Genomic DNA, 13,010 nt, shown 5'->3' on the forward strand with positions numbered 1-13,010 from the left:
ACGGATGATCGGAATATCGTCGCCTGGGTAGTCGTACGAAGACAGAAGCTCGCGGATTTCCATTTCCACCAGTTCCAACAACTCTTCGTCGTCTACTTGGTCAACCTTGTTCATGTACACGACCATGTAAGGGATACCAACCTGGCGACCCAACAAGATGTGCTCACGGGTTTGTGGCATCGGGCCGTCAGCCGCGTTCACAACCAGAATCGCGCCGTCCATCTGTGCCGCACCGGTGATCATGTTTTTCACATAGTCAGCGTGGCCGGGGCAGTCGACGTGTGCGTAGTGACGTGCTTCGGATTCGTACTCAACGTGCGCGGTCGAGATCGTGATCCCGCGGGCTTTTTCCTCTGGCGCGCCATCGATCTGGTCATACGCGCGGAATTCGCCAAAATATTTCGTGATCGCAGCCGTCAACGTCGTTTTGCCGTGGTCAACGTGACCAATCGTGCCGATGTTTACGTGCGGTTTGTTACGTTCAAACTTTGCCTTAGCCATCGCGGAATGCCTCAAACATTGGGGGGGACCACAATGGACCCCGTTCTACATCGAGCGCGAGATAGCCATTTTAGACTGAAAAATCAAGGTCACTTTGTGGATTCTACAACCGGTTTCGGCTTTGGTGGCAAGCCAAACCATTCTGGGTTGTCCGAAAGCCACTGCTCAATACGTTTGGCGGCGTTAAAGCTTAGAACATCCATCTGCTGCTCGGGGGTGCGGGTCAGGCCAGACCCGATCAATGTATCGCCGTCAATGCCCTCAAAAACAGTGAACTGCGCACCCTTTTCATTCAATTTTGTACCGGCAGCATCGTCCCACAGCGTGGCGGTCACAACCAACGCAGATTTGGGCGACAACACCAAAGGAATACCAGGAGGGGCCAGCGCATAGGCATCGACCGAAACGCCAAGGTTATAGAACTTGTCACCGTCATACCGCCCCAGCCGCTCTTGCAGCGCTTTGGTCAGACTATCGTCCAAATCCTGCGGCTTTGCCTCACGCGAGATTGGAACCTTTTGCGGGTTGTCAGCCACGACGATGTTAAGGCCCATTTTGAAATCGCCCAGCTCAACCGGGGCTTCAACAACATTTTGCTTGGCACAGGCTGTAAGCAAGCCAGCAATCAGTATCAGGGCGGACAGTCGGGCGATGATCATGCGGCGTTCCTTTGGCAAACAACCCTTAACGCATAGCTGTTGCCAAGGCACTGCGCAACCATGCCGCCTTTCAATAGCGGCAAAGAGGCCTATAGTTTCAAAAGTGACGCGTAAAGATTGGAGCCTAAGATGCCAACGTCAAAAGCCGCCCCACTGACTATGCTCGAAAAGGTTCCGGTTCGGGTGCCGCTTCATAACACGCCACTAGGCATTCTTGCCTCGGCGCGGGCGGGGCAACGGAATGTACTGGAACTGATCCCCGAAATCGCGACACGGCAACCGATGCTTTCAGGGCGGACGGGCAAGCGCTGGCATATGATTATGGACCCCGAGGCGTTGAAGCGCGTGCTGCGCGACCGCGTCGAGGACTATCCGAAATCGACCGTGACCAAGCTGATCCTTGAGCAGGCGATCGGCGACAGCATGTTTGTGGCCGAGGGCGCGGAATGGCTGTGGCAACGGCGCACGGCGGCGCCGGTTTTCAGCCATCGCAATGTGGCGGCGCTGGCCCCCGTGATGACGGCGGCGGCCGAGCGGTCTAGCGCACGGATTGCGGCCTCGCACGGGCGGGCGGCGGATATGTTTACCGAAATGGTCGCCGCGACATTTGAGGTGATCTCGGACGTCACATTTTCAGGCGGTGAGGGGTTTGACCGAAGCGCGGTGCAACACGCGATAGAGGATTATATTTCCCACGCGGCCAAAGTCTCGGTTCTGGATTTGCTGGGCGTGCCCGGCTGGGTGCCGCGTCCGGGGCGGATATTGGCAGGCGCGGCCATGCGCGAGATGAAGCGCATCGCAGATGAGGCCATTGAAAGCCGCCGCAAAGATGGGCGCTGCACCGTGCCGGATTTGCTGGACCTTTTGTTAGAAGGCGAAGACCCGAAAACGGGGCGAAAAATGTCGACTTCCGAGCTGCGCGATAACTTGCTGACATTCATCGTGGCAGGCCATGAGACGACTGCTTTAACGCTGTCTTGGGCCTTGTATTTATGCGCCTTCGATCAAGGCGTGCAACAGGCGGCACGCACGGAGGCACAGGCCGTTTTGGGCGGCAATGCGGCCACGCAAGCCGATATTGCAAACCTTCCACTGGTGCGGCAGATCATTGACGAGGCGCTGCGCTTGTATCCACCAGCCGCGTTTTTATCCCGCACCGCGCAGGTCGCGGACGAGCTGTGCGGACGCGAGATCAAAGCCGGTGACACCGTGGTTTTGCCGATTTACGCGCTCCATCGGCACCATATGCTGTGGGATAACCCCGATCAATTCGACCCCGCCAGATTTGCCGACCCCAAAGCGATAGAGCGGTTTTCCTATCTGCCGTTCGGTGACGGGCCGCGGGTGTGCATCGGCGCGAATTTTGCGCTGCAAGAGGCGGTGATTATCTTGGCGACCCTACTGGCGCGGCATCGGTTTTCAGCGGTTGAAGGAAAGGACCCGAAACCCGTGATGATCCTGACATTGCGGCCCGAAGGCGGGGTTTGGCTAAAGGTGGATGCGGCCTGACCGCTGCCCTAATTCGGGGCCGAAACGGGAAAATGTGTAATATAGGAAACGACGCGTCGTTTTCGGTCCATCTGCACGCCAACAAAGGCGGCACAAAGGGGCCACACAGCTTGACAGGCCAATCGGCCTGCGAAACACATCCCGAACGCAAACCACACCAGACTTTGACAGGACCCACCATGCGCAAATACGCCCTAACCGTTACCTGCAGTTCGACCCGCGGGATTGTTGCTGCCATCGCCAATTACCTTGCGGATAGCGGCTGCAATATCACGGACAGCTCGCAGTTTGACGACAAGGAAACCGGCAATTTCTTTATGCGCGTCAGCTTTGAAGCCGATGACGAAGGTGCGGTTGATCTGCCCAAAATCACCGATGGGTTCGTTGCGACGGCCAAGCAGTTCAACATGAACTACGAGTTCCACGACGAGACCCAAAAGATGAAGGTTATCATCATGGTGTCGCGCTTTGGCCATTGCTTGAACGACCTGCTGTATCGCTGGCGCATCGGCGCGTTGCCGATTGATATTGTCGGCGTGATTTCGAACCACATGGATTACCAAAAGGTTGTCGTAAACTACGACATCCCGTTTCACTGCATCAAAGTGACCCCTGCCAACAAACCCGATGCCGAGGCGCGGATTATGGCGGTGGTAGAAGACGCGGGCGCCGATTTGATCGTGCTGGCGCGCTATATGCAGATTTTGTCAGACCAGATGTGCCAAAAAATGTCGGGGCGGATTATCAACATCCACCACTCGTTCCTACCCAGCTTTAAAGGCGCGAACCCCTACAAGCAGGCGTTTCAACGCGGGGTAAAGCTGATCGGCGCGACATCGCATTATGTAACCGCCGATTTGGACGAAGGCCCGATTATCGAGCAAGACACAGTGCGCGTCACACATGCACAATCGCCCGACGATTACGTATCACTGGGCCGCGATGTGGAAAGCCAGGTTCTGGCGCGCGCAATCCATGCGCATATTCACCGCCGCGTGTTTTTGAACGGCAATAAAACGGTGGTTTTCCCTGCATCGCCAGGGTCTTATGCCTCCGAGCGGATGGGCTAATCCGCCCTTAAAAATCATCTTAAGCGCCTACCTCGGCATTGGTGAAAACCGGTGTCGGGGCCGCCTGCCCTGCGGGAATACCGCGGGTGCGGGCTTAAATGCTTTGAAAAAAACTGCCTGCGCTGACCTCATCCAGACTGCCGCGATCAGACTCACCTTGTGATCGACGACGATCGCCCCCCATATCCCGATTATTTTACTAGGTTTATATTGACGCCCCCCTTGCTGGCCGCTATTTCCAGATTATTGCCATTGCAACGAGGACCACCATGACAAAAATCAGAGCTGTTACAGCCCGCAAATGGACCGGGCTTTTGCTGGCCACTACGGCACTTGGTGCAGGCGTAGCCGAGGCGCGAATGGCACCGCTTGCAATGCCGCAGGAGGAGACAGTTTGGCTGGCCCAAGCCGAAGGTGGCGAGGGCGGCGAGGCCGGTGCAGTGGCCGGAGTTGATGTGGACACAGCCTATCTTGTGCGCTTGGCGATTGTTCAAGGGCATCTGATTGCCGCCGAGGCCTTGTACGAAAAGGGCCTGACAGATGAAGCGATTGGACTGTCCTATCACCCCGAGGCCGAGATGATGGACGACGTGCGCCAATCGCTTGCAGCCCATGGGCAAGAAGATTTCACCCCCGCAATGCAGGTATTTTCCGAGTTCATGGAAAGCGGCGCGCCGGCGACCGAGGTGCATGCGGCACTGATCGCGTTTCAGGCAGCGGTTGACGGTGTAATCAACGCAGCGGTACCCGACGCGAAACAGCGTTTTGCCGTAGCGGTGGCGATTTTGAAAGCAGCAGCGGCGGAATATACGGGCAGCATTGAGGGCGGCGCAGTGACGGATATTTTGGCCTATAACGAGGCACAGGCCTTTATTGATGTGGCGCGTGAAATGGTCGGGCAAGCGGGCGGTGATGCCAAGCTGGACGCGCTGGTCGTGCGGGCACTGGCCGCGATGGACCCTTCGGCAGAGGCGTTTGGCATGGCCGACGGCACGTTCACGGCCAATGACCCCGCGATTTTGCTGGGCGTGGCGGCGCGGGTCGAACTCATCGGCTCTCAGGTGCGCTAAGATGTTCTTGGCGATTGAAGGGCTCATCGACCCCGCGACCGTGGCCGTGCTGCGCGAAGAGTCGGCGGCGCTGGCGTTTGAAGACGGCGCAAAAACGGCGGGGCGTTTTGCCCGCGAGGTAAAGGCGAATGACCAAGCAGCTGCCAGCCCTGCCCGCGATGCAGTGCTAGAGGTGGTGACGCGGGCCTTGCAGGCCAACCCGCTGTTTGCGGCGGCAGCGCGGCCAAAGGCCATGACGCCGCTGATTTTATCGCGCTACCGTATGGGGCAAACTTACGGCCTGCATGTTGATGATGCGGTGATGGGCGGCGTGCGGACGGATATTTTCTTTACGCTGTTTTTGTCCGAGCCGGACAGCTATGACGGCGGCGCGCTGATTATTGAGGACAGTCTGGAATCGCGGGCGGTAAAGCTGGCGGCGGGGTCGGTGTTTTTATACCCTTCGACAACGCTGCACAGGGTAGAGCCGGTGACGGCAGGTGAACGTCTGGTTGTTGTAGGATGGGTGCAAAGCCGCATCCGTAGCGCCGAAAAACGTGAGATTTTGTTCGATTTAGACAGGTCGATTGCAGAGCTGCACGCCAGTGCGGGCAAATCAGCGGTGTTTGATACGCTGTGCAAGACACGGTCAAACCTGTTGCGGATGTGGGCCGAAGCGTAGAATGCCTCGCCCCACGTCAGGGTCTTAGTTGAACTTATTATCGCGCGGAAAGCCACGCGGCGCCATGCGACCTGCCGCTGCACGCTTGGCAACCCAATCGTCCAGATTATTCTCAACACGGGTGCGACCGGCTGGGTCTTTCCAGCTGAGCCCCTCGGTCAGGGTAAAGGTGGTGGCATCAGACAGCCCGCCATCCTTGTACTTTTGCAACCTTACACCCTTGCCTTTGGCCATTTCCGGCAGCTCATCCAGTGCAAAAACCAACACTTTGCGGTTTTCACCGACGACGGCAATATGGTCGCCGACCACCGGTTTGCAGACGGCGGTTTTCGCCTCACCGCGCAGGGTCAGCACTTGCTTGCCTGCACGCGTTTGGGCCAGCACCTCATCCGACGGGCAGATAAAGCCATCGCCATCGGTAGAGGCGACAAGCAGTTTGATGCCCGGTTTGTGGATAATCAGGTCGGAAATCTCGGCCTCATTCGGCAAGTCGACCATCAGGCGCACGGGTTCGCCCATGCCACGGCCACCGGGAAGGTTGGCACCCAGAAGGGTATAAAACCGCCCGTTGCTGCCGACCAGAATAAGACGGTCCGTGGTTTCGGCATGGAACATAAAGCGGGCTTCATCGCCGTCTTTGAACTTGATCTCGCCGTCCAATGCCGCGTGGCCTTTCATCGCCCTGATCCAGCCCATATTGGAACAGATCACCGTAATCGGCTCACGCTCGATCATCGCGTCATAAGGCACGTCTTCGACCTCGCCCGCATCGGCAAAGGTGGTGCGACGGGTGCCTTTGGCCCAAGAATGACCAAAGGTTTTTTGCACGTCTTTCAGGTCGGCACTGATGCGAACCCACTGCAAGCGCGGGTTGGCAAGTAGGTCTTCTAGGTCGGCGCGTTCTTTCATCAGGGCGTCACGCTCGGCCATCAACTCCAGTTCCTCAAGCTTGCGCAAGCTGCGCAGACGCATGTTGAGGATGGCTTCGGTTTGCACTTCAGTCAGCTCGCCCTCGGCCTCGGGGGGCGAGACGTAGTCTTTTTCAGACATCGCGCGGGGATGTTTCAGGCCCCAGTTTTCCGACATCAACGCGCGCTTTGGATCGACGTCATAGCGGATGATATCGATCACGCGGTCAAGATTCAGGAAGGCGGTGATAAAGCCCTCAAGCACCTCCAGCCGGTGGTCGATTTTATCCATCCGGTGCTGGCTGCGGCGCAGCAAAACATTGCGGCGATGGTCAAGGAACGCGCGCAGAACTTCTTTCAGGCTGCACACTTTGGGAGTGCGGCCATCAATCAGCGTGTTCATGTTCAGGCTGAAACGCAGCTCTAGATCCGAGTTCTTGAACAGCATACCCATCAGCATCTCAGGGTCTACGGTGCGGACCTTCGGCTCAATAATCAGGCGGATATCATCCGCAGATTCGTCGCGGACATCGCCGAAAATCGGGATTTTCTTGGTAAAAATCAGCTCGGCCAACTTTTCGATCAGCTTGGATTTCTGCACCTGATAGGGAATTTCGGTGACGACGATTTGCCACTGACCACGGCCCAGATCCTCAACCTCCCACCGCGCGCGCAGCCGGAAAGAGCCGCGGCCAGTGCGGTAGGCGTCAAGGATATTGGCACGGGGTTCGACAATAATACCACCCGTCGGAAAATCCGGGCCGGGAACAAATTCGACCAGCGCATCATCGGATATCTCGGGGGTTTCGATCATCGCTTGGCAAGCGTCGATCAATTCATGCAGGTTATGCGGCGGAATATTTGTCGCCATACCCACGGCAATACCAGACGAGCCATTCGCCAGAAGATGCGGGAATGCGGCTGGCATAACAACGGGTTCTTCGAGCGTGCCATCATAATTAGGGCGGTAATCGACCGCGTTTTCGGTCAACCCTTCCATCAGCTTTTCGGCAATCGCGGTCAGACGCGCCTCGGTATAACGGCTGGCCGCAGGGTTATCGCCGTCGATGTTGCCAAAGTTGCCCTGACCTTCAACCAGCGGGTAACGAACGTTGAAATCCTGCGCCAGACGAGCCATCGCATCATAAATCGCCATGTCGCCATGCGGGTGATAGTTGCCCATCACATCGCCCGAAATCTTGGCCGATTTACGGAAGCCGCCAGTTGGCGACAGCTTTAGCTCACGCATCGCATAAAGAATGCGGCGGTGAACGGGTTTTAACCCGTCGCGCGCATCGGGCAGCGCGCGGTGCATGATCGTGGACAGCGCATAGGTCAAATACCGTTCGCCAATGGCGCGGCGCAACGGTTCCGACGTGGTCATCGGCTGAGAGTCTGGGTCATTTGGCGATTTTGTCATGGGCGTTATGTAGTCGGGCGGCGTGGCACGGTCTAGCGGAAAAAACCGGAGTCGGGCGGCGTGGGATTAACGAAATACGACATTGAGGACGTTTCTCGTTTTTTCCCATGGGGAAAAGTGACATAGTGTTGGATAGTAAGATATCGCAGCAGGTCTGCGTATTTATGAATTTGGGTGGGGTTACCATGTTGAAGCTTTTGTCACTTTTGGCAGCGGGTATGTTTTTGACCTTTTTGATCGGGGGAAAAGACTATGGCCAGATGCGGCAAGGCTTGGTCGGGGTGTCGCAAAACCCGGCAGAGCGCCCTGTGTTGCGCCAAGCCAAAGCGGTACCCGCAGCGCCGGCAAAACCAGCCCCCAAAGCTAATGTTAAACTGGCAAGCTCTGCGCCCGCAAAAGCACAACAACCTGCCAAGGCGACATCGACAATCGCAGGCGACTTTGTTCTGAGCGCGCCGGAAAAGGTTGCCGCCGTGAAAGCAGCGCCTGCGCCCGCAGTGCCAGAGACGGCCCCGATTATGTATATCAGCAGCCGCTCGGTGAATGTGCGCCAAGGCCCATCAACCGATTATGAGGTTGTGGGGCGGTTGGTGCGTGCCGAGGCTGTTTCAGTCATCTCCCCGGAGGAAAACGGCTGGGTACGGATCGCGATTGAAGGCGACGGGCTGGAAGGATATATCGCGGCACGCCTATTGTCGGATACAGACCCAAGCGGCAATTGAGCCGCCCGTGGCTTGCCGCTAATGCTATGAAATTCAAATAAAAGAACATCAGAATGACTGCAAAATCCATTCTCATCACCGGTTGTTCATCGGGCATCGGGCTTGATGCGGCGCGAACCTTAAAGACGCGCGGTTGGCGGGTTTTCGCGACCTGCCGCAATGAGGCAGATTGCGAGCGTCTGCGCGGTGAAGGGCTGGAAAGTTTCCGGCTGGATTATGACGATGTAGCCAGCCTAGAAAGCGCCGTCGCCGAAGTTGTGGCGCGGACGGGGGGCAAGTTGGATGCGCTGTTTAACAACGGCGCCTTTGCCATTCCCTGCGCCTATGAAGACCTGCCGCGCGATGCGTTTCGGGCGATTCTAGAGACCAATCTGATTGGCTATCACGACCTGACCTGCCGTGTTTTGCCGATTATGCGGGCGCAAGGGCATGGGCGAATCGTTAACAATTCGTCGATTCTGGGGATGGTCGGCTATCGCTGGCGTACCGCCTATGTGGCGACAAAATTTGCGCTGGAAGGCATCACCGATGTGCTGCGGCTGGAATTGCGCGGCACGGGAATCTACCCGATTCTGATTGAACCAGGCCCGATCACGACGAAATTTCGCGACAATTCAGCCATTCAGTTCAAACGTTGGATAAAGTGGGAAACCTCGCCCCGCCGTGCCGAATATGCCGAGGTGATTGCGCGGTTTGAAAATACCACAGGGCCGGATAGGTTTGAGCTGCCTGCAAGCGCGGTGACGGACAAGCTGATCCATGCGCTGGAAAGCCCGCGACCAAAAGCCCGCTATTATGTGACGCTGCCAACCCATATTATGGGGATCGCGCGGCGGATTTTGCCGGTTTGGGCGCTGGACCGGTTGCTGGCAGGCGGAAAACGGGCCTAGGCGTCTTTTCCTTTGCTTTTCCGGCGCGCGCGCTTAGATGCGCTAGAAACCTAAAGGGGCTTTGCCATGCTGAACGATCCGCTTTTTATCATCGCCGCGATTGCCTGCCTTGTTGTTCTTGTCATCTTGATGCTGGGAATCGGCAGCTTTGGCAAAGGCGGTGAAGGCGCTGCAAAACGGTCAAACAAACTGATGCGCTACCGTATCTATGCGCAGGCGGCGGCCGTGGCACTGATTGTGCTGTTTGTCTGGTTGCGTAATATGGGAGCGCAGTGATGGTCGTTTTATCAAAAATATATACCCGCACGGGCGACAAGGGCGAAACCGCATTGGGCAACGGCGACCGCGTCGCTAAGCACAGCCTGCGCGTTGCGGCCTATGGCACGGTTGATGAAACCAACGCCACGATTGGGCTGGCGCGGTTGCACAGCACGGGCGATATGGATGCAGCCCTTGCGCGGGTGTCAAATGACATGTTCGATTTAGGGGCCGATCTTTGCACGCCTGACCGCGAAAATGACTCAAGCGCCGAATATCCCCGCTTGCGGATCATTGATGCGCAGGTAAACCGGCTTGAGGCCGAGATTGACGCAATGAACGCCAATCTGACCACGCTGCGCAGCTTTATTTTGCCCGGTGGCACGGCACTGGCCGCGCAGTTGCACCTGTGCCGGACGGTATGCCGACGCGCCGAGCGCCTGACGGTAGAGCTGGCGGGCGTTGAAGATGTGAACCCGGCGGCAGTGAAATACCTGAACCGTTTGTCAGATTGGTTTTTCGTGGCGGGGCGCATTGCCAACAATGACGGCAAGGATGACGTGCTATGGGTGCCGGGGCTGACGCGGTAAATTGCCGCGCCGTGCCAAATTCGTGCAGGTTTTGGCAGCAATCGAGAAACGCGGCGTCTGTTGTCGCTAACATGACGATTTTGGCCTGTTTTTCCGCGACGCAAGATTATATCAAAACAAGGTAAGTTTACGGGGCTTGCCGCCCCCCACCCAACCAAGGAGTCCGCGCCAATGAAGGTTCTTGTGCCTGTCAAACGTGTGATCGACTATAACGTGAAAGTTCGTGTGAAAGCGGATGGCAGCGGTGTTGATCTTGCCAATGTCAAAATGTCGATGAACCCGTTTGACGAGATTGCCGTTGAACAGGCGATCCGCTTGAAAGAAGCGGGGACCGTTGACGAGATTATCGTCGTCTCAATCGGCGTAAAGCAAGCGCAAGAAACGCTGCGCACGGCGCTGGCGATGGGGGCGGACCGCGCGATTTTGATCGTGGCGTCCGACGACGTACATAACGATATCGAACCGCTGGCCGTGGCAAAGCTGTTGAAAGCCGTTGTCGATGCCGAAGCGCCGGGCTTGGTGCTCTGCGGCAAGCAAGCGATCGACAATGACATGAACGCAACAGGCCAGATGTTGGCGGCGTTGCTGGGCTGGTCGCAGGCGACTTTTGCATCCGAGTTGGCGATTGAAGGCGATAAGGCCGTGGTCACCCGCGAAGTCGACGGCGGTTTGCAGACGATCACCGTGGCAATGCCAACGGTGGTGACAGTGGACCTGCGTTTGAACGAACCACGCTATGCCTCTTTGCCTAACATCATGAAAGCAAAGAAAAAACCTATGGACGAAAAAACGGCTGCGGATTACGGCGTAGACGTGACGCCGCGCCTGACCGTGCTGAAAACCGTGGAACCTGCGGGCCGCAAAGCCGGTATCAAAGTGGCATCGGTCGATGAGCTGATTGCGAAACTTAAAGACGAAGCGGGGGTTATCTGATGGCTGTTCTTCTTCTAGGTGAAGTCACCGATGGCGCGTTGAACGTGGATGCGACCGCCAAGGCGGTAAAAGCGGCTGGTGTTTTGGGCGACATAACAGTGCTCTGCGCGGGGGCCTCGGCTGCCGCAGCGGCAGCAGAAGCTGCAAAAATATCGGGTGTTTCCAAGGTGCTCTGCGCTGAGGATGCGTCCTTGGGCCACCGTTTGGCAGAACCAACGGCGGCGCTTATCGTGTCTTTGGCGGGTGATTATAGCCATATTTTGGCACCTGCGACGACCGATGCGAAAAACGTGCTGCCACGCGTCGCGGCGTTGTTGGATGTGATGGTCATTTCCGACGTTACCGCGATTATCGATGCCGATACTTTTGAACGCCCGATCTATGCGGGCAATGCCGTCCAAACCTTGAAATCATTGGACAAAATCAAGGTGGGTTCGATCCGGACTGCAAGCTTTGACGCAGCCGAAATGGGCGGCGCTGCCGCGGTGGAAACTATTGGTGCGACGGCTGACCCAGCGCTGTCGTCTTGGGTTGAAGACAAGGTGGCGACATCTGACCGGCCAGAGCTTACAAGCGCAGGCATCGTTGTGTCTGGCGGCCGTGGCGTAGGCTCGCAAGCCGACTTCGCGCTGATCGAAAAGCTGGCAGACAAGCTGGGCGCAGCCGTTGGTGCGTCACGCGCAGCCGTTGACAGCGGTTACGCGCCGAACGATTGGCAAGTCGGCCAAACCGGTAAGGTTGTCGCACCTGATCTGTATGTTGCCATCGGGATTTCTGGCGCAATTCAACACCTTGCAGGCATGAAAGACAGCAAAATCATCGTCGCCATCAACAAAGATGAAGAGGCGCCGATTTTTCAAGTTGCTGATTATGGGCTGGTTGCCGATCTGTTTACGGCAGTGCCTGAACTGGTTGAAAAGCTGTAAATCTGTCCAAGTGGCTAGGAAAAGGGCACCCCAATCGGGTGCCCTTTTTGTTAAGCGCTTGTCAGCCTTGGAAGCGCATTGGCGATCGCAATCGCGACCTCCCGATGCGCAATTGGACCAGGTACGTTGGCCGCGCAAATGCGTTCCATAGGGCCAAAGGACATATTTCCAACCCCTTCGGCAATAGCATCATGGCTTAGCACCACCTCAAGATAAGCAGTGACCTGACTGCGCAACGCCTCAATCATCCCTGCGTTGACCAAGACCGTTGCATCATAGGGTGAGACAGCTACAGCGGCCTGCTTTGGCGGCGAGTCGCCCATCCACAGCAGCAACGTTGGGCTCTTCACCGCGCGTAGCAATTGCGCCATGCGCTGCGCCCATGTGGCTTGCAACGCGGCAGCCACCTTCACAAACCGATGCGGCGATGCTTGAAACAGGCTTTGCAGCATGTGTCGCGTAAAATGAAACTCTGAAAAATCCACCTCAGGATATAGGTTTTGCAACTCCGGGCTAGCCCGTAAAAACCGGTCATTTCGCCGCGGATGCACAGTGTAATAGCGATTGGACAGGTTCTGCGCACCAACCACCTGCACCACGGTCAACACAGCCCCCGAGGCAATTTCCAACACCTCGGGCGCGTTCAAAAACACGTCCGGCCCCGCATTCATTAGGCCAAGGTTCACGACTCCGCGCCCCCCAATCTCTTCTAAAACCTTGGCAAAAGGGTTTTGAACAAATTTCCCATAGGTCTCGGTACCGCCAATGGCAGCTATATATGGCCTCGCAAACCCTTTTTTGGGCCCACGAAACACGAGTTTTGACGCACCATATTGGCACGGATAATAGTCGAGCGACCCCTCGCCCGAATAAGCATAGGTCATTGCACCCAC

14 protein-coding genes are annotated in these 13,010 nt (G+C 56.9%); 10 read left to right on the plus strand and 4 right to left on the minus strand.

The genetic code is table 11. The features are described 5' to 3' along the window. Both ACEN2J_RS12720 and ACEN2J_RS12725 read right to left on the minus strand, forming a co-directional pair. On the minus strand, window positions 1-501 hold a 501-nt coding region (locus tag ACEN2J_RS12720), incomplete at its 3' end, for a GTP-binding protein (protein ID WP_442106338.1). Window positions 502-590: 89 nt separating this feature from the next. Continuing rightward, window positions 591-1,160, minus strand: a complete 570-nt coding sequence (locus ACEN2J_RS12725; protein WP_442106340.1) for a hypothetical protein — start codon at window positions 1,158-1,160, stop codon at window positions 591-593. 129 nt (window positions 1,161-1,289) lie between these two features. Between ACEN2J_RS12725 and ACEN2J_RS12730 the strand changes: the two genes are divergently transcribed. From ACEN2J_RS12730 to ACEN2J_RS12745, 4 genes are all read left to right on the plus strand, one after another. Next, on the plus strand, window positions 1,290-2,669 hold the full coding sequence (locus ACEN2J_RS12730) for a cytochrome P450 (protein ID WP_442106342.1): 1,380 nt from the start codon (window positions 1,290-1,292) through the stop codon (window positions 2,667-2,669). A gap of 179 nt (window positions 2,670-2,848) precedes the next feature. Then, complete coding sequence (purU, locus tag ACEN2J_RS12735) at window positions 2,849-3,739, plus strand: formyltetrahydrofolate deformylase (protein ID WP_442106344.1); 891 nt, start codon at window positions 2,849-2,851, stop codon at window positions 3,737-3,739. A 269-nt stretch (window positions 3,740-4,008) separates the two neighbouring features. After that, the gene (locus ACEN2J_RS12740) at window positions 4,009-4,809 is read left to right on the plus strand and encodes a hypothetical protein (protein ID WP_442106345.1); all 801 of its coding nucleotides are present in this window, start codon (window positions 4,009-4,011) and stop codon (window positions 4,807-4,809) included. Between the two features lies 1 nt (window position 4,810). Then, complete coding sequence (locus ACEN2J_RS12745; protein ID WP_442106347.1) at window positions 4,811-5,470, plus strand: Fe2+-dependent dioxygenase; 660 nt, start codon at window positions 4,811-4,813, stop codon at window positions 5,468-5,470. A gap of 24 nt (window positions 5,471-5,494) precedes the next feature. Here the strand turns inward: ACEN2J_RS12745 and ACEN2J_RS12750 are convergent, their stop codons facing one another. After that, window positions 5,495-7,798 carry a DNA topoisomerase IV subunit A gene (locus ACEN2J_RS12750; protein ID WP_442106348.1) on the minus strand — a complete coding sequence of 768 codons (2,304 nt, stop codon included), beginning with the start codon at window positions 7,796-7,798 and terminating at the stop codon, window positions 5,495-5,497. 185 nt (window positions 7,799-7,983) lie between these two features. Between ACEN2J_RS12750 and ACEN2J_RS12755 the strand changes: the two genes are divergently transcribed. From ACEN2J_RS12755 to ACEN2J_RS12780, 6 genes are all read left to right on the plus strand, one after another. Next, window positions 7,984-8,520: an SH3 domain-containing protein gene (locus ACEN2J_RS12755; protein ID WP_442106350.1), complete on the plus strand. Its 537-nt coding sequence runs from the start codon at window positions 7,984-7,986 to the stop codon at window positions 8,518-8,520. Between the two features lie 53 nt (window positions 8,521-8,573). Beyond that, on the plus strand, window positions 8,574-9,410 hold the full coding sequence (locus ACEN2J_RS12760; protein WP_442106352.1) for an SDR family NAD(P)-dependent oxidoreductase: 837 nt from the start codon (window positions 8,574-8,576) through the stop codon (window positions 9,408-9,410). Between the two features lie 66 nt (window positions 9,411-9,476). Beyond that, window positions 9,477-9,686 carry a twin transmembrane helix small protein gene (locus ACEN2J_RS12765; protein ID WP_442106353.1) on the plus strand — a complete coding sequence of 70 codons (210 nt, stop codon included), beginning with the start codon at window positions 9,477-9,479 and terminating at the stop codon, window positions 9,684-9,686. Then, window positions 9,686-10,258, plus strand: coding sequence for a cob(I)yrinic acid a,c-diamide adenosyltransferase (locus ACEN2J_RS12770; protein WP_442106355.1), 573 nt, complete (start codon window positions 9,686-9,688; stop codon window positions 10,256-10,258). The genes ACEN2J_RS12765 and ACEN2J_RS12770 overlap by 1 nt, the downstream gene beginning before the upstream one ends. A 171-nt stretch (window positions 10,259-10,429) precedes the next feature. After that, the gene (locus tag ACEN2J_RS12775; protein ID WP_442106356.1) at window positions 10,430-11,191 is read left to right on the plus strand and encodes an electron transfer flavoprotein subunit beta/FixA family protein; all 762 of its coding nucleotides are present in this window, start codon (window positions 10,430-10,432) and stop codon (window positions 11,189-11,191) included. Next, on the plus strand, window positions 11,191-12,117 hold the full coding sequence (locus ACEN2J_RS12780; protein ID WP_442106357.1) for an electron transfer flavoprotein subunit alpha/FixB family protein: 927 nt from the start codon (window positions 11,191-11,193) through the stop codon (window positions 12,115-12,117). Before ACEN2J_RS12775 ends, ACEN2J_RS12780 begins: the two co-directional genes overlap by 1 nt. Window positions 12,118-12,167: 50 nt before the next feature. Here ACEN2J_RS12780 and ACEN2J_RS12785 read toward each other — a convergent pair whose 3' ends face one another. Further along, window positions 12,168-13,001, minus strand: coding sequence for a DUF6473 family protein (locus ACEN2J_RS12785; RefSeq protein ID WP_442106359.1), 834 nt, complete (start codon window positions 12,999-13,001; stop codon window positions 12,168-12,170). Window positions 13,002-13,010: the final 9 nt, after the last annotated feature.

It is taken from the genome of Pseudorhodobacter sp. W20_MBD10_FR17 (genome assembly GCF_052119765.1).
Lineage (GTDB): Bacteria > Pseudomonadota > Alphaproteobacteria > Rhodobacterales > Rhodobacteraceae > Pseudorhodobacter.

Excerpts from the sequence above, each read along its gene's own strand:
- ACEN2J_RS12725 (WP_442106340.1), bottom strand. The coding sequence starts at position 1,160 with ATGATCATCGCCCGACTGTCCGCCCTGATACTGATTGCTGGCTTGCTT.
- ACEN2J_RS12730 (WP_442106342.1), top strand. The coding sequence starts at position 1,290 with ATGCCAACGTCAAAAGCCGCCCCACTGACTATGCTCGAAAAGGTTCCG.
- purU (WP_442106344.1), top strand. The coding sequence starts at position 2,849 with ATGCGCAAATACGCCCTAACCGTTACCTGCAGTTCGACCCGCGGGATT.
- ACEN2J_RS12740 (WP_442106345.1), top strand. The coding sequence starts at position 4,009 with ATGACAAAAATCAGAGCTGTTACAGCCCGCAAATGGACCGGGCTTTTG.
- ACEN2J_RS12745 (WP_442106347.1), top strand. The coding sequence starts at position 4,811 with ATGTTCTTGGCGATTGAAGGGCTCATCGACCCCGCGACCGTGGCCGTG.
- ACEN2J_RS12750 (WP_442106348.1), bottom strand. The coding sequence starts at position 7,798 with ATGACAAAATCGCCAAATGACCCAGACTCTCAGCCGATGACCACGTCG.
- ACEN2J_RS12755 (WP_442106350.1), top strand. The coding sequence starts at position 7,984 with ATGTTGAAGCTTTTGTCACTTTTGGCAGCGGGTATGTTTTTGACCTTT.
- ACEN2J_RS12760 (WP_442106352.1), top strand. The coding sequence starts at position 8,574 with ATGACTGCAAAATCCATTCTCATCACCGGTTGTTCATCGGGCATCGGG.
- ACEN2J_RS12765 (WP_442106353.1), top strand. The coding sequence starts at position 9,477 with ATGCTGAACGATCCGCTTTTTATCATCGCCGCGATTGCCTGCCTTGTT.
- ACEN2J_RS12770 (WP_442106355.1), top strand. The coding sequence starts at position 9,686 with ATGGTCGTTTTATCAAAAATATATACCCGCACGGGCGACAAGGGCGAA.
- ACEN2J_RS12775 (WP_442106356.1), top strand. The coding sequence starts at position 10,430 with ATGAAGGTTCTTGTGCCTGTCAAACGTGTGATCGACTATAACGTGAAA.
- ACEN2J_RS12780 (WP_442106357.1), top strand. The coding sequence starts at position 11,191 with ATGGCTGTTCTTCTTCTAGGTGAAGTCACCGATGGCGCGTTGAACGTG.
- ACEN2J_RS12785 (WP_442106359.1), bottom strand. The coding sequence starts at position 13,001 with ATGACCTATGCTTATTCGGGCGAGGGGTCGCTCGACTATTATCCGTGC.